The organism is Nocardioides secundeburneus (genome assembly GCF_039939255.1).
GTDB lineage: Bacteria > Actinomycetota > Actinomycetes > Propionibacteriales > Nocardioidaceae > Nocardioides.
In genome coordinates this window covers 307,018-326,922 of the sequence record NZ_JBDUUE010000002.1, presented here as the reverse complement: position 1 = coordinate 326,922, position 19,905 = coordinate 307,018, and the positions used below count along the sequence as shown (strand labels likewise).

Here is a 19,905-nt window from a genome sequence, read left to right as displayed (position 1 = left end):
CCGGCCTTCGGCCTAGCATCGTCGGGTCGTTCGCATCGTCAGGTCGCATCGTCAGCATCGTCAGGTCGCGGGAGGAGTCAGATGCCGGTCAGCCCGAGTGCCGCCGGGTGGCAGGTCGCCTCGGCGACCACCATCGGCTCGTTCCACGTTCGCGAGCACCTTCCCAACCAGGACGCCGTGCAAACCTGGGCCGCCGACGACGGGTCGGCCGCGATCGCCGTCGTCGCCGACGGTCACGGGCACCCGATGCACTTCCGCAGCGGCACCGGCTCGCAGGTCGCCGCGACCCGCACCCTCGAGGTCCTGAGGGCGGCGCTGCCCGAGGTCGACCCGCGGGCCGCAGCTGCGGAGGTCGTCGAGCTGTGGCGCGACGACGTGCTGGCCCACGCGCAGGCCCACCCGATGCGCTCCGACGAGCTGCGCCGCGGCCCGCTCGTGCCCTACGGCACCACGCTCGTCGCGATCGCCGTCACCGGCACGCACCTCGTCGTCCTCCAGATCGGCGACGGCGACGCCGTGCTGGCGCGGGCCTCGGGCCGCGCGCACCGACCGGTGGTCGACGACCCGGCGCTCGACGGCGTCCACACCTCGTCGCTGTGCCAGCCCGACCCGATCTCGTCGCTGCGCACCGCGGTCGTCGCGCTCGACGACGGCGAACGCGGCAACCAGGTCACGCTCGCCTACGTGGCCACCGACGGCCTCGGCAAGGCCCGCGTCGACCCGGCGTCGTGGTGGCGGACGACGGGCACCGAGCTCGCGTCGACCGCGCGTGCCGGCGGCATCGACGCCGTCCGCGCCGACCTGCCGCGGCGCGTCGCCGAGCCCGCCCAGGCCGGCGGCGACGACACGACGATCGCGGTCGTCGCCCGCACCTGACGCGAGCCCGCTAGGTCGACTCCCAGCGGAAGAGCCGCGCGGCGACCAGGGTCACCACGACCGCGAAGCCGGCGAGGATCGCGACCGGCACCAGGGCCGAGCCGGGCCCCTCGCCGCGCACCATCACGTCGAGCATGGCCTCGTTGAGGTGCTTGAGCGGTAGTAGGTCCGAGACGGTGCGCAGCCACGACGGCGCGGCGTCGAGCGGGAAGAACGAGCCGGACAGGAAGGCCATCGGCAGCACCATGAAGTTCGCGGCGTTGACGGCCCCCTCGACGCTGGTCGTGACGGCCCCGGCGAGCAGGCCGACGGCCATGAAGCACAGCGTGCCGACGACGACGATCGGCACCGCCATCCACCACGACCCGGTGAGCGTGAGGCCGAACGCGGCGGCGCCGAGGCCGAGGAAGATCGCCATCTGCACCAGGGCGATGCCGATCGCGACGACGATGCGGGCGCCGACGACCGTGCGGGTCGGCACCGGCGCGAGCTGGAGGCGCCGGATGAGCTTGCTCTGTCGCCAGCCCTGGATCGTCGCCGCGGCACCGAACGCAGCACTCATCGCGACCGCCCAGCCGAGCAGGCCCGGCGTCACGAACTGGATGGTCGTCAGCGAGTCGTCCTCGACCCGGTGGGCCTGGAACGCGTACGGCGGCTGGGTGCCGCTCTCGCGCGAGACGGCGGCGAGGTTGGCTGCGTCGACGAACGCGCTCAGCGTGCCCTGCGTGACCGCCGCCTTCACCTGGTCGGTCTGGGTGTAGTGGGCGACGAGGGTCTCGCCCTGCATCTGGATCGCGACGTCGGCGTCGCCCTTGCGGACGTCGTCGAGCGCCGTGCTGAGGTCGTCAGACCTCGTCACCTCGAAGGTCTCGTCGAACGCCTCGCGGGCGTCGTCCGGCAGCTGGTCGACGAGCGGCACGTCGCCGACCACGACGAGCTCGACCTTGCTCTGGCCCTGGTCGGAGAAGATCCCGCCGAAGAGCACGAGGAACATCAGCGGGAAGACGATCGCGAAGAACACCGCGGCCTTGTCGCGCACGAAGCCCTTGACGATCGCCATCGAGATGGCGCCGAACGCGGTGCCCCTCATGCTCGGTACTCCCGCCCGGTCAGCGACAGGAAGACGTCCTCCAACGTGCCGGTCTGCACCCGGACGCCGTCGAGGTGGTCGAGCTCGGCGAGCCGGGCCAGCACCGGGCCGGGCGTGCGCGTGGTGAGCACGAGCCCGTCGTGCGACTCCACGACGTCGTCGACACCGGCCAGGCCGCGAGCGGTCCCGACGTCCAGCTGGCCAGGCGCGACGGACACCCGGGCCGGGGCGTCGAGCGTGCGGACGAGCGCGGCCGGCGAGTCGCACTCGAGGATGCGGCCGGCGTCGATGATCGCGACCCGGTCGCACAGCACCTCGGCCTCGTCCATGTAGTGGGTCGTGAGCACGACGGTGCGTCCGGAGTCGTTGAGGCCCGAGAGCAGGTCCCACAGGTTGCGGCGCGCCTGCGGGTCGAGGGCCGCGGTCGGCTCGTCGAGGAAGACGAGCTCGGGGTCGTGCACGAGCGCGCACGCGATCGAGAGCCGCTGGGCCTGGCCGCCGGAGAGGTCCTCGACCCTCGTGCCGGCCTTGTCCTCGAGGCCGACCTCCTCGAGCCACCGGTCGGCCTCGGCGCGATCGACGCCGTACAGCGCGGCGAAGGTGCGCAGCTGCTCACGCGCGGTGAGCCGCTCGAAGAAGGCCGAGGCCTGCAGCTGGACGCCGACGCGCGGTAGCAGCGCCTCGTTGCGCGGCCACACCTCCTCGCCGAGCACGCGCACCGTGCCGGCGTCCGGGCGGCGCAGGCCCTCGATCATCTCCAGCGTCGTGGTCTTGCCGGCGCCGTTGGGGCCGAGCAGGCCGAAGAACTCGCCCTCGGCCACCTCGAGGTCGACGCCGTCGACGGCGCGGAGGTCGCCGTAGGTCTTCGCCAGACCCTGCACCTCGATCGCCGCCATGGGACCAGACCCTAGGTGCTCGGACTCGTGGGTGGGCGACCACGCGCAACCGGGCCGCGCCGACCTCCTCAGGGACTGCACGACGTTCTCAGGCGTTGCAACACCCGAGAACGTCAGGAGTACCCGGTGCACCGGGTACTCCCCGCCCCCCTACGTCAGCAGACCCCGCACGACCCGGAGCCCGACGGACATGCGGGCGAGGTCGGCGTTGCCCTCGGCGCACAGCTGCGCGAGGGTCTCGGCGGCGCGGGTGACGACGACCTCGTCGTTCTCCTCCCACAGCGTGATGCGCACCGGGGCCGGCTCGTCGGCCGACGTCGTCGCGAGCACCTGGTTGGTCAGCTGGGCGTGGACGGCGTGCAGGTCGTCGCGCAGGGCGGCCCGCGCCATGGTCTGCCACTGGTCGTCGCGCGGCAGCGTGAGGATCTGCTGCACCAGGGCGGAGAGGCCGAGGCGCTCGCCGAGCGCGAAGTGCACGCGGGCGACGTCGGCGATCTCGAGCTGCTCGCGCCCGGCGATCTCGACGATGTTGAGCAGCTGGTACGACGGCGGCAGCACCGCGACCCGGGCGGCGAGGTCGTCGGGCACGCCCGCCTCGACGAGCTGGTCGCGGCGCTGGTGGAACGCCTCGAGCTCGCGCCCGACCATGAGGTCGGGCAGCTCGGCGGTGGCCGCCTGCACCGGCCCCGCGAACTGCTCGACCAGGCCGATGCTGTCGAGCGGGGGCCGGCGGTTGGTGACCAGCCAGCGCGAGCCGCGCTCGACCAGGGTGCGCATCTCGACCCGCATCTGGGTCTGCACCGCGGCGTCGAGCCGGTTGTCGTAGGTGGCGATCTCCTCGCGCATCGGCAGCGAGCCGAAGATCTCGCGCGCCACGAAGTTGGCGCGGGTGAGCTCGGCGGCCGTGGCACCGGTCTCGCGGGCCAGCCGGGGCCAGTAGGTCATGCCGGCGCCGTTGACGAGGTCGTTGACCACCTGGGTCACGATGATCTCGCGGCGCAGCGGGTGCTCGGTGACGCGCTCGGCGAAGCCCTCGCGGACCTGGGTCGGGAAGTACTCGCGCAGGTCGCGGTCGAGGTAGGGGTCGTCGGGCAGGTCAGAGTCGAGCAGCTCGTAGGCCAGCACGATCTTCGTCCAGGCCAGCAGCACCGACAGCTCCGGCACGGAGAGGCCCTGGCCGCGGTCGATGCGGCGCGCGACCTGGCGGCTGGTCGGCAGGTCCTCCAGCTCACGGTTGAGCACGCCGTCGGCCTCGAGCTTCTTCATCCAGGTCTCGTGCACGTGCAGCAGCGGCGCGGCGTTGGCCGCCGCGTTGGCCAGGGCCAGGTTCTGCTCGTAGTTGTCGCGCAGCACCAGCTCGGCGACCTCGTCGGTCATCTCGGCCAGGACGGCGTTGCGCTGCTTCTCGGTGAGGTCGCCGGAGGCGACCACGCGGTCGAGCAGGATCTTGATGTTGACCTCGTGGTCGGAGGTGTCGACGCCGGCGGAGTTGTCGATGAAGTCGGTGTTGACGCGTCCGCCGTTGCGCGCGTAGTCGATGCGGCCGGCCTGGGTGAGACCGAGGTTTCCGCCCTCGCCGACGCAGCGGGCGCGCAGCTCGCCGCCGTTCACGCGGATGGCGTCGTTGGCCTTGTCGCCGGCGTGCGCGTGGGTCTCCTCGTCGGACTTCACGTAGGTGCCGATGCCGCCGTTCCACAGCAGGTCGACGGGCGCGAGCAGGACGGCGCGCATCAGCTCGGCCGGCGTCAGCTTGGCGGCGTCGTCCTCGATGCCCAGCGCCTCGCGCATCTGCGGCGAGACCGGGATCGACTTCGCCGAGCGCGGGAACACCCCGCCGCCCTCGGAGATCAGTGCCGTGTCGTAGTCGGCCCAGCTCGAGCGCGGCAGCGCGAACAGCCGCTTGCGCTCGGCGAAGGACGACGCCGCGTCGGGCGTGGGGTCGACGAAGATGTGGCGGTGGTCGAAGGCGGCCACGAGGCGGATGTGCTCGGAGCAGAGCATGCCGTTGCCGAACACGTCGCCGGACATGTCGCCGATGCCGACGCAGGTGAAGTCCTCGTTCTGGCAGTCGATGCCCATCTCGCGGAAGTGGCGCTGCACCGAGACCCAGGCGCCGCGGGCGGTGATGCCCATGGCCTTGTGGTCGTAGCCCACCGACCCACCGCTGGCGAAGGCGTCGCCGAGCCAGAACCCGTAGTCCTTCGCCACGCCGTTGGCGATGTCGGAGAAGGTGGCCGTGCCCTTGTCGGCGGCGACGACGAGGTAGGAGTCGTCGCCGTCGTGGCGCACGACGCGCTCGGGCGGCACCGTCTCGCCGTCGACGAGGTTGTCGGTGACGTCGAGCAGGCCCGAGATGAACGTCTTGTAGCAGGCGATGCCCTCGGCCAGCCAGGCGTCGCGGTCGACCGAGGGGTCGGGCAGGGCCTTGGCGAAGAACCCGCCCTTCGCGCCCACCGGCACGATGACGGTGTTCTTGACCATCTGCGCCTTGACCAGGCCGAGCACCTCGGTGCGGAAGTCGTCGCGCCGGTCGCTCCAGCGCAGGCCGCCGCGGGCGACGGCGCCGAAGCGCAGGTGCACTCCCTCGACCCGGGGCGAGTAGACGAAGATCTCGAACGCCGGTCGCGGCTCGGGCAGGTCGGGGATGGCCGATGGTTCGAGCTTGAAGGAGATGTAGGAGTGCGGCTCGCCGTCCTGCGTCTCCTGGAAGTAGTTGGTGCGCAGCGTCGCCTTCACGTCGGTGAGGTAGGAGCGCAGGATCCGGTCGTGGTCGAGGCTGTCGACGTCGTCGAGCGCCGCCAGGATGCGCTGCTCGACGTCGGCCTCGCGGCCACGCTCGGCGTCGGGGTCGAACCGGGCCTCGAAGAGCTCGACGAGCAGCCGGGTGATGTCGGTGTGGCCGAGCAGCGCGCCCTCGATGTAGTCGAGCGCGAACGGCGTGCCGCCCTGCTTCATGTACTTGGCGTAGGCGCGCAGCATCGCCGCCTGGCGCCACGTGAGCCGGGCACCGAGCACGAGGGCGTTGAAGCCGTCGATCTCGGTGAACCCCTGCCACACCGCCCGGATGGCGTCCTGGAACGGCTCGCGCATGCTGTCGGGCAGCGTGCCGGCGTAGCGCAGCCCGAAGTCGTAGATGTGCGAGGGCCGGTCGAGGCCGGTGAGCGCGTAGGGGCGCTCGTCGACGACCTCGACGCCCATCGAGCTCAGCATCGGCAGCACCTGGCTCAACGACAGGGGTTCGCCGACCCGGTAGAGCTTGAGCCGCGCCTCGCCGGCGCCGGCGTCGAGGTCCTGGTAGAGCGAGTGGTCGAGGCCCTCGTCGCCGATGATGCCCTCGAGCCGGCCGAGGTCGACCGACGCCGCACGCGGCGCGAAGTCCTCCTTGTAGCCCTCGGGGAACGAGTCGGCGTAGCGGCGGCCCAGGATGGCGCCGACCTCCTCGCCGTACTCGGCGATGACGGCGCTGGTGAAGTCGTCGCGCCACGAGCGCGACGCCTCGGCGAGCCGCCGCTCGAGGTCGACCAGGTCGACGTCGGGGATGGGCTCTCCGGCCGGCTGGTGCACGACGAAGTGCACGCGTGCGGTCGTGGACTCGTTGATCCGCACGTTGAACTCGACGCTCGCCTCGTCGCTGTTGCCGCCACCGAAGCGGTCCTTGAGGATCTGCACGAACTTCTCGCGGACGCCGGTGTTGTAGCGGTCGCGCGGCAGGTAGACGAGCACCGAGACGTAGCGGCCGTAGGTGTCCTTGCGCACGAACGTCCGCACCGCGCGTCGCTCGCGCGCCTGCATGGCCGCCTCGGCGAGCGGGCCGAGCTCCTCGACGGGGGTGTGGAACAGGTCGTCGCGCGGGTAGGTCTCGAGAGTGTCGAGCAGTGCCTTGCCGGCGTGGCTCTGCGGGTCGAAGCCGCTGCGGTCGAGGACGGTCTGCACCTTCTCGCGCACGAGCGGGATGCGCAGGAGCGACTCGGTGTAGGCCGCGCTGGAGAACAGCCCGAGGAAGCGCCGCTCGCCGGTGACCTCGCCGTCGGCACCGAACGTCTTGACCCCGACGTAGTCGAGGTAGGCCGGCCGGTGCACGGTGGCGCGCGAGTTGGCCTTGGCCAGCACCAGCAGCGTCTTCTCGCGCGCCTTGGCCTTGACGGCGTCGGGCAGCCGGCCGAACGACTCCGACATGTCCTGGTCGGAGCGCAGGATGCCGAGACCGGTGCCCGGGACGGCGCGCAGCACGTCGTCCTCGACGCCGTCGAAGTCGGCCCGCTCGAGGGAGTACTCGCGGTAGCCGAGGAAGGTGAAGTGGCCGTCGGCGAGCCAGGTGAGCAGCTCGCCGGCCTGCCGCAGCTCGTCGGCCTCGAGCGGGGGCGGGTCGTCGTGCAGCTCCTGCACGATCTCGGTGACCCGCTCGTTCATCTTCGACCAGTCCTCGACGGCCTCGCGGACGTCGCGCAGCACCCGCTGCACGTCGTCGACGATCGCTGCCGCGGCGCCGTCGCCGTCGGCCTCGCGCAGCCGGTCGACCTCGACGTGCATCCACGACTCGCGGACGGCGCCCTCGGCCGGCTGGTTGAGGCCGTCGGCGACCGGCGACGCCGACTGGAGGGCGCCGGTGATGTCGCGGACGACGTCGAAGCTCGGGTGCACGACGAGGTGCACGTCGTGCAGCTGGCGGCTGAGCTCCATGGTGAGGCTGTCGACCAGGAACGGCATGTCGTCGACGACGACCTCCACCACGGTGTGCCCGCTCGCGCTCCAGCCGTGCTCGGCCGGGGTCGGGGTGAACACCCGCACCTGGGCGGTGCCCTGCGGTCGCTCGGCGGCGAGCTTGTAGTGCGAGGCCAGCGCCCCGTAGACGTCGGCGTCGGAGCGGTCGACGAGGTCCTCGGCCGGCACGTGGCGGTAGTAGGCGTGCAGCAGGTCGCCGACCGCGTCGTGCGGTGGCCCGCCGCTCCCCTTCCCGTGCTTCGCGAGTTCCGTGGCCTTGCTCAAGAGCTCGACCTTGTCCGAGGCGTGCGTCGTCGTTGACACGCTGCTCACGGTATGGCCCGGCCCGCGCGGCCACAACATCGCCACGGCGGGCGGCACGTGGACCTGTTCACACGCCGTGGGCCGGGGTCAGGCAGACCGCCCGACCCGGCCCTTCACCACGGTGACGAACGAGGTGGAGTCGCCCCGGACGCCGTCCCAGAAGCCGCTGACCGCCTTGAACCGGTGGCGGGTGCCGTTGGGCTGCAGGCAACGCTGCGGGACGACGACCCGCACCCGGTCGGCCTCGACCGACCAGGTCACGGTGTAGCCCTCGCAAGCGATCGGCCGGCCGCCGAACTCGTCGTCGGTGGCGACCTGCAGGGTGCCGCTGGTGCGGCCGGCGCGGTTCAGCTTGGCGTAGGCGATGTAGCCCGGCTCGTCGCCGGGGCGCGGGTCGACGAAGACGCGCAGGTTGGCGCGCCTGCCGGCCACGAGGTCGCGGAAGGTCGCGGTCAGCACCACCGTGCGGGGCTTGTTGGCGATCTTCACCGTGAGCAGGTCCATCTCGGCCGGCACCGCGGTGGCGCCGTCGTCGATGGTGCGGGTCTCGGCCCGGGCCGGCGTCACCGACCCGAGCAGGGCGGTGAGCACGAGCGCGAGGACGGCGGCGACGGGGCGCATGGTCGGACGCTACCCCGGTCGCGGCCCGTCGACGAGGGCCCGGAGGGCGTCGGCCACGACGGGCTCGCGCAGGTGGGCCTGCCACTCGGCGACGACGACGTCGGCCACTGCCGGCGGCAGGCGTCGTCCGGACGAGTAGACGTGACGCCACGCGAAGTCGGGGGTCAGCGGCTGCAGGTCGTCGAGGTCGAGGCGCAGGTCGACCGGCACCGCCTCGTGCCACTGCAGCTCGACGTAGTTCGTGACCCGCCCCGGCGTGCGGTCGCGCTCGCCGGTGAGCACGCCCGAGGTGATCACGCCGCGCGCCACGATGCCGCGCCCGTGGACCCCCTGCCGGTGCAGCACCGCCGGCTGGTCGGGACCGATGCCGTGCCGGTGACGCCCGACGCCCCACGTGGACGCGACGACCTCGCCGGCGGCGCAGGGCGCGACGACCTCGGCCGACCACCGCGCGCCGTCGTAGACGCGGTCGTCGTCGGGCCCGGGGTTCCAGGTCAGCAGCAGCGGTGCGGTCACAGCCGGCTGCGCACGTCCCACAGCAGCGGGTAGTACTGCAGCGGCAGTCGTCCGCGCAGGTAGGCCGAGCCGCTCGACCCGCCGGTGCCGGACTTGCCGCCGATCATCCGCTCGACCATGACGACGTGCCGCGCCCGCCAGCTCGCGGCGAGCTCGTCGTGCTGCAGCAGCGCCTCGGCCAGCGCCCACACCGCGGCGTACTGCGACCGGTCGTGCGCCGCCGTGCGCACCGAGGCGACGACCTGCTCGTCGTCCTCGGCCGGCAGGTCGTGGGCCTGCAGGACGGCGAGGAAGGCGTCCCACAGCGTCGGCTCGTCGAGGCGACGCCGCAGCCTGGCCTGCTCGTCGTCGGTGAGGCCGCGGAAGCGCTGGAGGTACTGCGGGTCCTTGGCCCCCGACATGAACTCCAGCTCGCGGAACTGCACGCTCTGGAACCCGGACGCCGGCGCGAGCCGCTGCCGGAACTGCAGGAAGTCCTGCGGGGTCATCGTCTCGAGCACGTCGACCTGCTGCACGAGCACGCGCTCGATGACGTGCACCCGGCTCAACAGGTGCTGCGCCCACCACAGCTCGCCGGCCACCATCGCCTCGCGCGCAGCCGTGACCTCGTGGATGAGCTGCTTGAACCACAGCTCGTAGACCTGGTGGATCGTGATGAACAGCAGCTCGTCGTGCGCCGGCGGGTCGGACTCGAGGTGCTGGGCGTCGAGCAGGTCGGGCAGGCGCAGGTAGCTGCCGTAGGTCAGCTGGGCGCCCTGCTCGCCGAAGGAGACGAAGTCCTCCGCGGGGAGCCGGCCGGGCTTCTCGTCATGGTTCTCGGACACCTCGTCACTCAACCACGACGTCGTGACGCGGCGCGCGGCCCGCCCGGCCACCCCCGGTTCACCCCACCGACGTCGGCGCAGGCGTGCATGATGACCGCATGCAGTTCCGCCACGCGCTGACCTACGACGCAGCGCCCGACGCGGTGTTCGCGATGCTGGCCGACCCGGCGTTCCGCGAGAAGGTCTGCGCCGCCCAGGACGTGGTCAGCGCCGACGTGCGGCTGACGCCGTCCGGCGACGGCTTCGAGCTCGAGATGGACCAGGTGCAGCACACCGCCGGCCTGCCGGCGATCGCGAGGAAGATCACCGGTGACACCACCGAGGTCACCCTCACGGAGTCGTGGTCGAGCAGCACGCACGGCACCCTCGACGTCGTCACCCCCGGCAAGCCCACCACGGCGTCCGGCACGATCACCCTCGCCGCCACGGGTACCGGCACCACCGAGACCGTCGAGCTCGAGATCACGGTGAAGGTGCCGCTCGTGGGCGGCAGGCTCGAGGGCCTCATGGCCGAGAACATCAAGAGCCACATGGACGTCGAGCACACGGTCGGCGCCGCCTGGCTCGCCGGCGAGAAGTAGACCCACCAGACACAGGAGACCCACTCAGATGCCCAAGACCATCAGCTACGAGATGGCCTACGACGCCCCCGTCGAGAAGGTCGCGGCGATGCTCGCCGACCCCACGTTCCGCGAGGACGTCTGCGCCTACCAGCGCGTGATCAAGGCCGACGTGTCGATCGACGTCGACGGCGAGACCAAGCAGGTCCGCATCGACCAGGTCCAGGAGACCAAGGGCGTGCCGTCGTTCGCGAAGAAGATCGTCGGCGACGAGACCAACATCGTCCAGGAGGAGTCCTGGACGAGCCTCACCCACGGCGACGTCACCGTCACCATCCCCGGCAAGCCCGGCGAGATGACCGGCACCGCGGTGCTCGAGCCCACCGCCGACGGCGGCACCGTCGAGACGGTCACCCTCACCGTCAAGGTGAAGATCCCGCTCGTCGCCGGCAAGCTCGAGGGCCTCATCGGCGACCTGCTGCTCAAGGCCCTCCAGGCCGAGTACAAGGTCGGGCGCGACTACCTCTCGGCCTGACCGAGGTGCGGGTCGACCGGGGTCGCCTCCTCGGCGGCCCGGGCCTCAGCGCGCTCGTCGGCGCGACGGCGCAGGACGATCACGATCCCGAGCACGACGAACGGGCCGAACGCCAGGACCAGCGTCAGCACCTGCTCGACCGGGTGCAGCGCACCCATGTGCAGAGGAATGACCACCCCCCGATCATGCCTGGGTGACCTCACTCACGGAACATCGCCCGCCCCGATGACGCTGGAACGGAGGTACGCCGCAACCACCGACCTCCAGGAGTGACCGTGCCCGACCTCTTCGACCCGCTGACCGTGGGTGCCTGGACGCTGCCCAACCGGATCGTCCTCGCTCCCCTCACGCGCAACCGCGCCGACGCGCACGGCGTCCACGGCGACCTCGGCGTCGAGTACTACGCCCAGCGCGCCAGCGCCGGCCTGCTCATCACCGAGGGCACGCAGCCCAGCCTCGTGGGCCAGGGCTACGCCAACACCGCCGGCATCCACTCGCGTGAGCAGGTCGAGGCCTGGCGTCGCATCGCCGAGGCGGTGCACGCCCGCGGCGGACGGATCGTCGTCCAGCTGATGCACGCCGGGCGCGTGGCCCACCCCGACAACAAGCTCGGCGCCGAGACCGTCGCGCCGTCGGCCCTCGCCGCACCGGGCCAGGTGTTCACCCCCAACGGCATGCAGGACTACCCGACCCCGCGCGCCCTCGAGCTCGCCGAGATCCCCAGCGTCGTGGAGGAGTACGTGCAGGCCGCACGCAACGCGATCGAGGCCGGCCTCGACGGCGTCGAGGTGCACGCCGCCAACGGCTACCTGATCCACCAGTTCCTCGCGCCCGGCGCCAACCAGCGCACCGACGAGTACGGCGGCTCGCCCGAGAACCGCGCGCGCTTCGGCATCGAGGTCACCCACGCGGTCGCCGCGGCGATCGGCGCCGAACGGGTCGGTATCCGGGTCTCGCCGGCCCACAACATCCAGGGCTGCACCGAGGACGACCCGGCCGACGTCGAGGCGACCTACGACGCCCTCGTGAGCGCCATCGCGCCGCTCGGGCTGGCCTACGTGAGCGTGCTCGCGGCCGACCCCCGCAGCGAGACCGTGCTGCGCATCCGCAAGGACTTCGCCGGCCCCGTGCTCATCAACAACGGCTTCGGCCAGGTCACCACCCGCGAGAGCGCCCAGGCGCTGCTCGACGACGACCTCGGCGACGCCGTCGTCGTCGGGCGTCCGTTCATCGCCAACCCCGACCTGCCGCGCCGCTGGCAGACCGGCGCCGAGCTGAACGAGTTCGACGAGTCGACGTTCTACGGCGGCGGCGCCGAGGGCTACACCGACTACCCGGCGCTCGACGACTGAGCTGTCTCGCGCGTGACCCCCGCCGCGTCACGCCGCACGACCTCCGTGGTCGCGCCGGTGTCGCTGCGGGGGTCTCGGCTGCGCTCGGACCACTCCTCGTGCCTCGCGGCCTGCCGTCAGCCTTGATGCGGGTGGCGGTGGTCGGTGGGCGGCACGAACGTCTCCTTGATCGAGCGCGGCGAGGTCCAGCGCAGCAGGTTGGACGCCGCCCCGGCCTTGTCGTTGGTGCCCGACGCGCGGCCACCGCCGAAGGGCTGCTGGCCCACGACGGCGCCGGTCGGCTTGTCGTTGACGTAGAAGTTGCCGGCCGCGAAGCGCAGCGTCTCGGTGGCCCACGCGATCGCGGCGCGGTCCTGGCTGATCACCGCGCCGGTGAGCGCGTACGACGAGACCCCCTCGAGCTGGCGCACGACCTGCTCCCACCGCGCGTCGTCGTAGACGTGGACGGCGAGGATCGGGCCGAAGTACTCGGTGGTGAAGATCGCGTCGGCCGGGTTGGTGGCGGTGATGATCGTCGGGCGCACGAAGTAGCCGATGGAGTCGTCGGTCTGCCCGCCCGCGACGACCTCGAGACCCCGGGTGCGCCGCGCCCGCGTGATCGCGGCCTTGTGCTTGGCGAACGCGCGCTCGTCGATGACGGCGCCCATGAAGTGCGAGAAGTCGGTCGGGTCGCCCATCGACAGGTTCTCGGTGTCGGCGATCAGCTGGTCCTTGATCTTGGCCCACAGCGACCTGGGCACGTAAGCGCGTGAGGCCGCCGAGCACTTCTGGCCCTGGTACTCGAACGCGCCGCGGATCATCGCCGTGCGGAGCACGTCGGGGTCGGCCGAGGGGTGGGCGACGATGAAGTCCTTGCCTCCGGTCTCGCCCACGATGCGCGGGTAGGACCGGTAGGAGGTCAGGTTCTCGCCGACCGTGCGCCACAGGTGCTGGAAGGTCGGGGTCGAGCCCGTGAAGTGGATGCCGGCGAGGTCGGGGTGCGCGAGCGCGACCTTCGAGACGTCGAGGCCGTCGCCGGGCAGCATGTTGATGACTCCGGGCGGCATCCCGGCCTCCTCGAGCAGCTCCATCGTCAACGACGCGGCCAGCTGCTGCGTGGGGCTCGGCTTCCAGACCACCGTGTTGCCCATCAGCGCCGGAGCGGTGGGCAGGTTGCCGGCGATCGCGGTGAAGTTGAACGGCGTGATCGCGTAGACGAAGCCCTCGAGCGGGCGGTGGTCGGTGCGGTTCCACACCCCCGGGCTGTTGGCCACCGGCTGCTCGGCCAGGGCCTGCCGCGCGTAGTGCACGTTGAAGCGCCAGAAGTCGATCAGCTCGCACGCGGCGTCGATCTCGGCCTGGAACGCCGTCTTCGACTGACCCAGCACCGTGGCCGCGTTCAGCCGCTGGCGCCACGGACCGGCCAGCAGGTCGGCGGCCTTCAGCAGGATCGCGGCCCGGTCGTCGAACGACAGACGACGCCAGTCGTGCCCGGCGTCGGCCGCGGCCTTGACCGCCGCCTGCGCGTCGTTGGTCGTCGCGTTCTTCAGCGTGCCGAGCACGTGCTGGTGGTCGTGCGGCTGCACGACCTTCGTCTCGGCACCGCCGCCGTTGCGGCGTCGTCCGTTGATGACCGCACGGAACGAGTGCTGCCGACGCTCGAGCTTGTCGATCTCCGCGGACAGGGCGGCCCGTTCGGGGCTACCGGGCGCGTAGAACAGGTTCGGCTCGTTGGTGGGAGCCGGCGGGTGGGTGATCGCGTCCATGCCCACCGACTGTAGTGACGCACCCTCCCGACGCCGAGTCGGCGCTCACGCCGTCACAGCAGCCCGCCGACCTCCTGCGTGGCGTACCAGGCGAGGTCGTCGTCGGGGTCGGCGTCGTCGGGTCGCTCGGCCGGGTCGGCGTGGACGGCGACGACGCGCTTGAGCGGGACCGTCGAGCCCACCGGCGGGACCGTGGCCAGCTCGACGACGACGACGACCCGGCGGCGCGGGTCGGCGAGGTCGGCCGCGGTCATCAGCGCGGCGTACTCGGACTCCTCGTCGTCGGACTCCGCCTCGACGAACCCCGCGTCGTCGGGCATCGCGACGCCGCCCGCGGCCCAGGCGGCGCGCAGGTCGTCGAGGGCGAGCGGCAGGTAGAGGCGGGTCACTCGGGGGCCTTGGCGGTGCGCTTGGCCGCGGGTCGCTTGCGGCCCCGGGGCGCGCGGACGGCGGTGACGGTGGCCAGCAGCTCGTCGAGCGCCTCGGAGATGCAGGTGCCGAGCAGGTCGGCGTCGGGCAGCGCGTCGCGGTCGGCGGTGAGGCCGTAGAACACCTTGCCGTCGTAGGAGGTGACGCCGATCGCGAGCGGGTGGCCCTCGTGCAGCGGCGGCACCGGGTAGCTGGCGACCATGCGCGCCCCGGCCGCGTACAGCGGCGACTGCGGGCCGGGCACGTTGGTGACCGAGAGGTGGTAGCCGCGGCGCAGCTCGTCGGAGGCGACCCGCGAGCCGATGGCGTGGAAGGTGGTCGGCGCGAAGCCGGCGATGCCCGCGAGCCGGTTGGCCGCCACGCTGCGCCCGGTCTCGGCGTGCGCCTGGAACGAGTAGGAGACCTGGTGCAGGCGCACCAGCGGGCTCGCCTCGGCCACCGGCAGCTCGACGAAGTGGGCGGTGATCTGGCTGCCGAGCGAGGTGGCCTCGAGCTCGTCGTCGATCACCGAGACCGGGACGACGGCGCGCAGCTGGCGCAGCCCACCCAGCGACTCGGCCCGGGTCATGAGCCAGTTGCGCAGGCCGCCGGTGATCGAGGCGAGGATGACGTCGTTGACCGTGCCGCCGTGGGTCTCGCGGATGCGGCGGTAGTCGCTCAGCCGGGTCTCGACGGTGACGACCCGGCGGTGCTGCGAGAGCGGGCCGACGACGGGCCCGCGGCCCGACGGACGGCGTCCGGTGAGCGCCGAGGCGACGGTGCGCACCCGGTGGTTGACGGCGTCGGCCGTGCGCCGGGCGCCGCCGGCGGCGACGCTGACCGACTCGACGAGGGTGTCGCGGGTGGTGAGGGAGTCGACGACCGCGCCGGCGAGCAGCTCGGCCGGCGACGGCGCCGCGCGCGGCGTCCAGTCGTCGGGGTCGAGGATCTTCGGCTCGGGCGACGTGTCGAGCAGCAGCTGGCCGAGATCGACCGTGTGGACGCCGTCGACGAGCGCCTGGTGGCTCTTGGAGAGCAGGGCGACCCGGTCGTCGCGGAGACCCTCGACGACGTAGATCTCCCACAGCGGCCGGTCGCGGTCGAGGCGGCGTCCGACGATGCGCGAGACCAGCTCGCGCAGCTGCTCGTCGCTGCCCGGACGCGGCAGCGCGGAGCGGCGCAGGTGGTAGTCGAGGTCGAAGTGGTCGTCGTCGACCCACATCGGGGTGGCCAGGCGCCCGGGCACGGTGACCAGACGCTGGCGGTAGCGCGGCACGAAGGAGATGCGGTCGGAGACGAGGGCGCGCAGCCGGTCGTGGTCGAAGCCGGACCCGCCCGGCTCGAAGATCTCGACCGTCGCGTTGTGGCGCGGCGCCGTGGCCGTCTCGGCGGTGAGGAAGGCCAGGTCGCGGGCCCGCAGCCGCTCGCTCATGCGCTGTCCTCCACGTGCCCTCCAGAGCCCGTCGGCCCGTGATCCCGGTCATGGCCGACCGTACGCGACCCAGGTCGCCGTCCGACGGGTTGGCCGGTCGTGGGATTCTCGCAGAGGACGGAGCCTGGTGCGCCACCCCGTCCGGCCTGTCGTCCAACGGAAGTGGGTAGCTCGTGAACCGCCGAGCCCGCCGCGGCACCGTCGCCGCCGTCCTGCCCGTGCTCGCCCTCGTCAGCCTGCTCACCGCCTGCGGCGGCGACGACGGCGGCGGCAGCACCGAACCCATCACGATCGAGGTCACCGTCGACGGCGGCACCGTGACGCCGTCCGGCGACCGGGTCGAGGTCGATGTCGACCAGCCCGTCGACATCGTGGTCACCGCCGACGAGCCGGGCGAGCTGCACGTGCACTCCTCCCCCGAGACGACGCGCGAGTTCACCGCCGGCGAGAACGCGCCGATCGGCCTGCGGTTCGACCGTCCCGGCATCGTCGAGGTCGAGCTGCACGAGCCGTTCGAGGGCCCGGTCGTCGAGCTCGAGATCTCGTGAGTCCGCTGCAGGCGGCAGGTGACCTCTCGGCCCACGGCATCGGCGGCCAGCAGGACCTGCCGATCTCGCTCGGCCTGGCCGTCTCGGGCGCCGTCGCGGCGCTCGTCGTCTCGTTCACGGTGCTCGCCGTCGCCTGGCGCACGCCGCGCTACGGCGACGACCCGACCGGTCGGCCGGTGCCCGCGGTCGTGCAGGCCGTCGTGTCGCACCCCGCGTTCGCGATCGCGTTGCGCGTCTTCGGCATGGTCGTCTTCCTCTACACCGTCGTGGTCGCGGTCGCCGGTGTCGACAAGACCATCAACCCCTTCTTCGGCATCATCTACGTCTGGCTGTGGGTCGGCGTCGTGTTCGCCTCGGTGCTGTTCGGACCGTTCTGGAAGACCATCAGCCCGGTCCGCACCATCAACCTGCTGTTCGCCCGGATCGCCGGCAGCGACCCCGACGAGGGGCTGTACGCCTACCCGGCGCGGCTGGGCTACTGGCCGGCGGCGGTCGGCCTGTTCGCCTTCGTGTGGCTCGAGCTGGTCTACCCGTCGTCCACCGAGCTGAGCCCGGTACGGCTCTGGTTCGCCGTCTACGTGGCCGCGATGCTCATCGGCGGCGCCCTGTTCGGCACCCGGTTCTACGAGCGCGCCGACCCGTTCGAGGTCTACTCGACGCTCGCCTCGAAGCTGTCGGTCTGGCACGTGCGCGAGGGCCGTCTGCACGTCGTCAGCCCCCTCGCCCACCTGTCCACCGTGCCCGCGGTGCCCGGCCTCATCGGCGTCATGGGCGTGCTGTTCGGCAGCACCGGCTTCGACTCCTTCGGCGAGTCGCCGCCGTTCGTGCGGTTCGTGCAGGGCACCGACATCGACGGCTACCTGATCAAGAACGTCACCCTGATCGGGTTCTGCCTGCTGGCCATGGCGATCTTCGCCGTCGGCTGCATGCTCACCGGCGTCGGCCCGGAGGCCGACCGTCGCGAGCTGCCCGACCTGTTCGCGTTCTCGATCATCCCGATCGTGGTCGGCTACGTCGTCGCGCACTACCTGAGCTACTTCGTCGAGATCGGCTCGCGCACGCTCGTGCTCGCCAGCGACCCGTTCAGCACCGGCGCCAACTACTTCGGCACCGCCGACTGGCGCGACGTCACCTGGCTGGCCTACCACCCGACGCTGCTGGCCAACATCAAGGTCGGCGCCGTCGTCGTCGGGCACGTGCTGGCCGCGATCGTCGCCCACGACCGCGCCCTCAAGGTGCTGCCGGCCAAGCACCAGCTCACCGGGCAGCTGCCGCTGCTGATCGCGATGGTCGGCTTCACCAGCGGCGGCCTCTACCTGCTCTTCTCCGCCTGACCCGTCCTCGGTAGGGCTCAGGCGGGGGCTGCTGACGTCGGGGATAGTCCCGGACGATCTCGTCGTTTTTCGGCCGCTACGGCGACCAGAACATCCGGGACTATCGCGGCGGGCGGGCCTCCGGAGAAGGTCTCAGGCAACCGGAACGTCGGCCCCGGCCACCAGCGCGTCGACGAGGACCGAGACGGCCTTGGTGAGCGCGGAGTCGCCCGACTCGAGCAGGGTGCGGCCGGCGACGAGCGCGCGGTCGACGGCGGCGCGGTCGTCGGGCAGGAAGTGCAGGGCGGCGAGGCGGGCGAAGCCGCCGACCATGCCGGCGACCTCCTTCTCCGACCAGCCGAGCGAGGCTCGCATGCGGTTGACGACGACGTGCACCGGCACGGGCCCGACCACCTCCTGCAGGTCGGCGAGCCCGCGGGCCAGGCGCGAGAGGCCGACGGGGTCGGCCGAGCCCACCACGACGACGTCGTCGGCGACGTCGAGCGCGCCCAGCGTGAGCTGGTTGCGCGACGGGCGCCCCGAGAGCTCGGCGCCCGGGTCGGTCTCGAGGCTGAACCCGGTGTCGACCACCACCTGACCGACCGCGCGGCCGAGCTCGAGCACGTGCTCGAGCACACCGCCGCGGACCTCGGTCCAGCGGTCGGCCCGCGGCAGGCCGGTGATCACCGACAGGCGCGGGTCGAGCCCGCGCTGCACGCTGGTGAACCGCTCCTCCAGCTGCCCGCTCGTGGCCAGCCGGGCCGCGGCGAGCAGGCCGGAGACCTCGTCGAGGATGCCGAGCTGCTGGGCGATCGAGCCGCCGTAGGGGTCGCCGTCGACGAGCACGGTGCGGCGGTGACGGCGCGCGAGATCGGCGGCCACCGCGGCGGCGACGGTGCTGCGACCGGGGCTGCCCGCCGGCCCCCACACCGCGACCACGCGGCCGTCGGCCACGGGGACGTCGCTCGGCGGCGCCGGGGGCGGCGGCGGCAGCGACGCGGCCGGGCGGGTGTCGGCGCCCGCCGTCCCGGCGGCGAGCACCGCCTCGGGCACGCGGGCGATCGCCGACGCCGGCAGCACCGAGCGGATGCCGATGCGGGCGGCTCGGGCGAGACCGCCCTCGGCCTGGTCGTCGGCGACCACGGCCACCGTGCGCACGCCGTGCTCGCCGAGCCGGGCGACCGTGGCGGCGTCGAGCCCGCGCGTCTCGAGCCCCAGCACCGCCGCCTGCGCCTGCCCGGACGACGCCGCGGCGAGCAGGTCGTCGACGTCGACGCACCGCTTGAGCACGACCGTGCCCGGGTGGTCGCCCAGCGCGGTGAGCGCCGGCGACTCCCACGCCGCGCCCGAGGCGACGACGAGCACGACGATCATCAGCCGACCTGGGCCAGGGAGACGACCGGCGCGGTCAGGCCGCCGAGCACCGCGTAGTAGCCCTCGACGGCGTCGTCGGGCACCGCGAGCTCGACCTTGCGATCGCCCGTCGCGTCGCCGCCGTCGGAGACGTCGACCACGCGGACGTCGGTCAGCACGGGCTCGCCGGCCCGGCGGTCGACGGCCTCGGTGCCGCCCGGGGCCGCCGGGCTCGTGGACGGGTCGCCGGCCACGTAGACGTCGACGACGGAGCCGGCCGACACGGCGCCGGGCACCAGCAGCCGGCTGACGGCGAGGGCGATGGTCACCGTGTCGTCGTCGGCCGGCGGGCCCACCGCGGTGCGGGGCACGAGCTCGCCCTCGCCGAGGGTGCGGAGCACGGTGAGGTCGTCGGGGAAGCCGTCGTCGACCGCGAAGTAGCGGTCGAGGTCGGCGTCGTCGGCGAAGCGCAGCCGCCGGGCGACGAGGTCGTCGTCGGTGATCGGCTCGCCCGGGCGGGCCTCGTCGGCCACGGCCCACACCTGCACGGTGTCGTCGGCAGCGGCCAGCACCCGGCTGCCGGCCACCACCGAGCCGGCCACGACGGCGACCCCGACCCACAGCCGCGGGTCGCGCCATCCCGGGGTCGACGAGCGGACGGCCGGCGGCGGCACCGGGCCGCCCTGAGCTCCGAGATTCTTGCGCACGCGCACATCATGCGGGACCGGAGCGGTTCGGTCACGCCCCTCTCCACAGGCCCGGAGGTCTGTGGAGGGACCTGACACCGGCCTTCTCGGAGGTGCGACGATGG

Annotated in this window: 18 protein-coding genes; 6 read left to right on the top strand and 12 right to left on the bottom strand. The window is 72.6% G+C overall.

The features are described 5' to 3' along the window. Positions 1–81: 81 nt before the first annotated feature. Positions 82–876 (top strand): protein phosphatase 2C domain-containing protein, encoded by a 795-nt coding sequence (locus ABFT23_RS06530; protein ID WP_347893456.1) that lies wholly within the window; start codon positions 82–84, stop codon positions 874–876. A 10-nt stretch (positions 877–886) separates the two neighbouring features. Here ABFT23_RS06530 and ABFT23_RS06525 read toward each other — a convergent pair whose 3' ends face one another. From ABFT23_RS06525 to ABFT23_RS06500, 6 genes are all read right to left on the bottom strand, one after another. After that, on the bottom strand, positions 887–1,966 hold the full coding sequence (locus ABFT23_RS06525; protein ID WP_347893454.1) for an ABC transporter permease: 1,080 nt from the start codon (positions 1,964–1,966) through the stop codon (positions 887–889). Beyond that, positions 1,963–2,862: an ABC transporter ATP-binding protein gene (locus tag ABFT23_RS06520; protein ID WP_347893452.1), complete on the bottom strand. Its 900-nt coding sequence runs from the start codon at positions 2,860–2,862 to the stop codon at positions 1,963–1,965. Before ABFT23_RS06520 ends, ABFT23_RS06525 begins: the two co-directional genes overlap by 4 nt. Before the next feature lie 150 nt (positions 2,863–3,012). Beyond that, positions 3,013–7,887 carry an NAD-glutamate dehydrogenase gene (locus ABFT23_RS06515; RefSeq protein WP_347893450.1) on the bottom strand — a complete coding sequence of 1,625 codons (4,875 nt, stop codon included), beginning with the start codon at positions 7,885–7,887 and terminating at the stop codon, positions 3,013–3,015. Between the two features lie 87 nt (positions 7,888–7,974). Beyond that, positions 7,975–8,508 (bottom strand): hypothetical protein, encoded by a 534-nt coding sequence (locus ABFT23_RS06510; RefSeq protein ID WP_347893448.1) that lies wholly within the window; start codon positions 8,506–8,508, stop codon positions 7,975–7,977. A 9-nt stretch (positions 8,509–8,517) separates the two neighbouring features. Next, positions 8,518–9,024 (bottom strand): hypothetical protein, encoded by a 507-nt coding sequence (locus ABFT23_RS06505; RefSeq protein WP_347893446.1) that lies wholly within the window; start codon positions 9,022–9,024, stop codon positions 8,518–8,520. Then, positions 9,021–9,848 carry a tryptophan 2,3-dioxygenase family protein gene (locus ABFT23_RS06500; protein ID WP_347893444.1) on the bottom strand — a complete coding sequence of 276 codons (828 nt, stop codon included), beginning with the start codon at positions 9,846–9,848 and terminating at the stop codon, positions 9,021–9,023. The genes ABFT23_RS06505 and ABFT23_RS06500 overlap by 4 nt, the downstream gene beginning before the upstream one ends. A 98-nt stretch (positions 9,849–9,946) precedes the next feature. Here ABFT23_RS06500 and ABFT23_RS06495 point away from each other — a divergent pair, with 98 nt between their 5' ends. Then, a complete protein-coding gene (locus ABFT23_RS06495; protein ID WP_347893442.1) occupies positions 9,947–10,429 on the top strand; it encodes a DUF2505 domain-containing protein in 483 nt (160 codons plus the stop codon). 28 nt (positions 10,430–10,457) lie between these two features. After that, on the top strand, positions 10,458–10,943 hold the full coding sequence (locus ABFT23_RS06490; protein WP_347893440.1) for a DUF2505 domain-containing protein: 486 nt from the start codon (positions 10,458–10,460) through the stop codon (positions 10,941–10,943). Here the strand turns inward: ABFT23_RS06490 and ABFT23_RS06485 are convergent. After that, positions 10,928–11,119 carry a hypothetical protein gene (locus tag ABFT23_RS06485; RefSeq protein ID WP_347893438.1) on the bottom strand — a complete coding sequence of 64 codons (192 nt, stop codon included), beginning with the start codon at positions 11,117–11,119 and terminating at the stop codon, positions 10,928–10,930. The genes ABFT23_RS06490 and ABFT23_RS06485 overlap by 16 nt on opposite strands. A gap of 99 nt (positions 11,120–11,218) precedes the next feature. Between ABFT23_RS06485 and ABFT23_RS06480 the strand changes: the two genes are divergently transcribed. Further along, entirely contained in the window at positions 11,219–12,295 is a 1,077-nt protein-coding gene (locus ABFT23_RS06480; protein WP_347893436.1) for an alkene reductase, read from the top strand. A 116-nt stretch (positions 12,296–12,411) separates the two neighbouring features. Here ABFT23_RS06480 and pruA read toward each other — a convergent pair whose 3' ends face one another. From pruA to ABFT23_RS06465, 3 genes are read right to left on the bottom strand one after another with little or no spacing between them, the layout of a single operon-like run. Next, positions 12,412–14,040, bottom strand: a complete 1,629-nt coding sequence (gene pruA, locus ABFT23_RS06475) for an L-glutamate gamma-semialdehyde dehydrogenase (protein ID WP_347893434.1) — start codon at positions 14,038–14,040, stop codon at positions 12,412–12,414. A gap of 53 nt (positions 14,041–14,093) precedes the next feature. Beyond that, positions 14,094–14,429 carry a DUF6912 family protein gene (locus ABFT23_RS06470; RefSeq protein ID WP_347893432.1) on the bottom strand — a complete coding sequence of 112 codons (336 nt, stop codon included), beginning with the start codon at positions 14,427–14,429 and terminating at the stop codon, positions 14,094–14,096. Next, positions 14,426–15,880 (bottom strand): WS/DGAT/MGAT family O-acyltransferase, encoded by a 1,455-nt coding sequence (locus ABFT23_RS06465; RefSeq protein WP_347893430.1) that lies wholly within the window; start codon positions 15,878–15,880, stop codon positions 14,426–14,428. The genes ABFT23_RS06470 and ABFT23_RS06465 overlap by 4 nt, the downstream gene beginning before the upstream one ends. A 173-nt stretch (positions 15,881–16,053) precedes the next feature. Here ABFT23_RS06465 and ABFT23_RS06460 point away from each other — a divergent pair, with 173 nt between their 5' ends. Beyond that, positions 16,054–16,428: a hypothetical protein gene (locus ABFT23_RS06460; RefSeq protein ID WP_347893429.1), complete on the top strand. Its 375-nt coding sequence runs from the start codon at positions 16,054–16,056 to the stop codon at positions 16,426–16,428. Then, positions 16,425–17,762 carry a hypothetical protein gene (locus ABFT23_RS06455; RefSeq protein ID WP_347893427.1) on the top strand — a complete coding sequence of 446 codons (1,338 nt, stop codon included), beginning with the start codon at positions 16,425–16,427 and terminating at the stop codon, positions 17,760–17,762. The genes ABFT23_RS06460 and ABFT23_RS06455 overlap by 4 nt, the downstream gene beginning before the upstream one ends. Before the next feature lie 132 nt (positions 17,763–17,894). Here the strand turns inward: ABFT23_RS06455 and ABFT23_RS06450 are convergent, their stop codons facing one another. Then, complete coding sequence (locus tag ABFT23_RS06450) at positions 17,895–19,115, bottom strand: hypothetical protein (protein ID WP_347893425.1); 1,221 nt, start codon at positions 19,113–19,115, stop codon at positions 17,895–17,897. After that, entirely contained in the window at positions 19,115–19,801 is a 687-nt protein-coding gene (locus tag ABFT23_RS06445; RefSeq protein WP_347893423.1) for a hypothetical protein, read from the bottom strand. The genes ABFT23_RS06450 and ABFT23_RS06445 overlap by 1 nt, the downstream gene beginning before the upstream one ends. Between the last annotated feature and the right edge of the window lie 104 nt (positions 19,802–19,905).

Coding starts and splice junctions, on each gene's coding strand:
- ABFT23_RS06520 (WP_347893452.1), bottom strand. CDS start 2,862: ATGGCGGCGATCGAGGTGCAGGGTCTGGCGAAGACCTACGGCGACCTC.
- ABFT23_RS06450 (WP_347893425.1), bottom strand. CDS start 19,115: ATGATCGTCGTGCTCGTCGTCGCCTCGGGCGCGGCGTGGGAGTCGCCG.
- ABFT23_RS06465 (WP_347893430.1), bottom strand. CDS start 15,880: ATGAGCGAGCGGCTGCGGGCCCGCGACCTGGCCTTCCTCACCGCCGAG.
- ABFT23_RS06490 (WP_347893440.1), top strand. CDS start 10,458: ATGCCCAAGACCATCAGCTACGAGATGGCCTACGACGCCCCCGTCGAG.
- ABFT23_RS06530 (WP_347893456.1), top strand. CDS start 82: ATGCCGGTCAGCCCGAGTGCCGCCGGGTGGCAGGTCGCCTCGGCGACC.
- ABFT23_RS06525 (WP_347893454.1), bottom strand. CDS start 1,966: ATGAGGGGCACCGCGTTCGGCGCCATCTCGATGGCGATCGTCAAGGGC.
- ABFT23_RS06510 (WP_347893448.1), bottom strand. CDS start 8,508: ATGCGCCCCGTCGCCGCCGTCCTCGCGCTCGTGCTCACCGCCCTGCTC.
- ABFT23_RS06495 (WP_347893442.1), top strand. CDS start 9,947: ATGCAGTTCCGCCACGCGCTGACCTACGACGCAGCGCCCGACGCGGTG.
- pruA (WP_347893434.1), bottom strand. CDS start 14,040: ATGGACGCGATCACCCACCCGCCGGCTCCCACCAACGAGCCGAACCTG.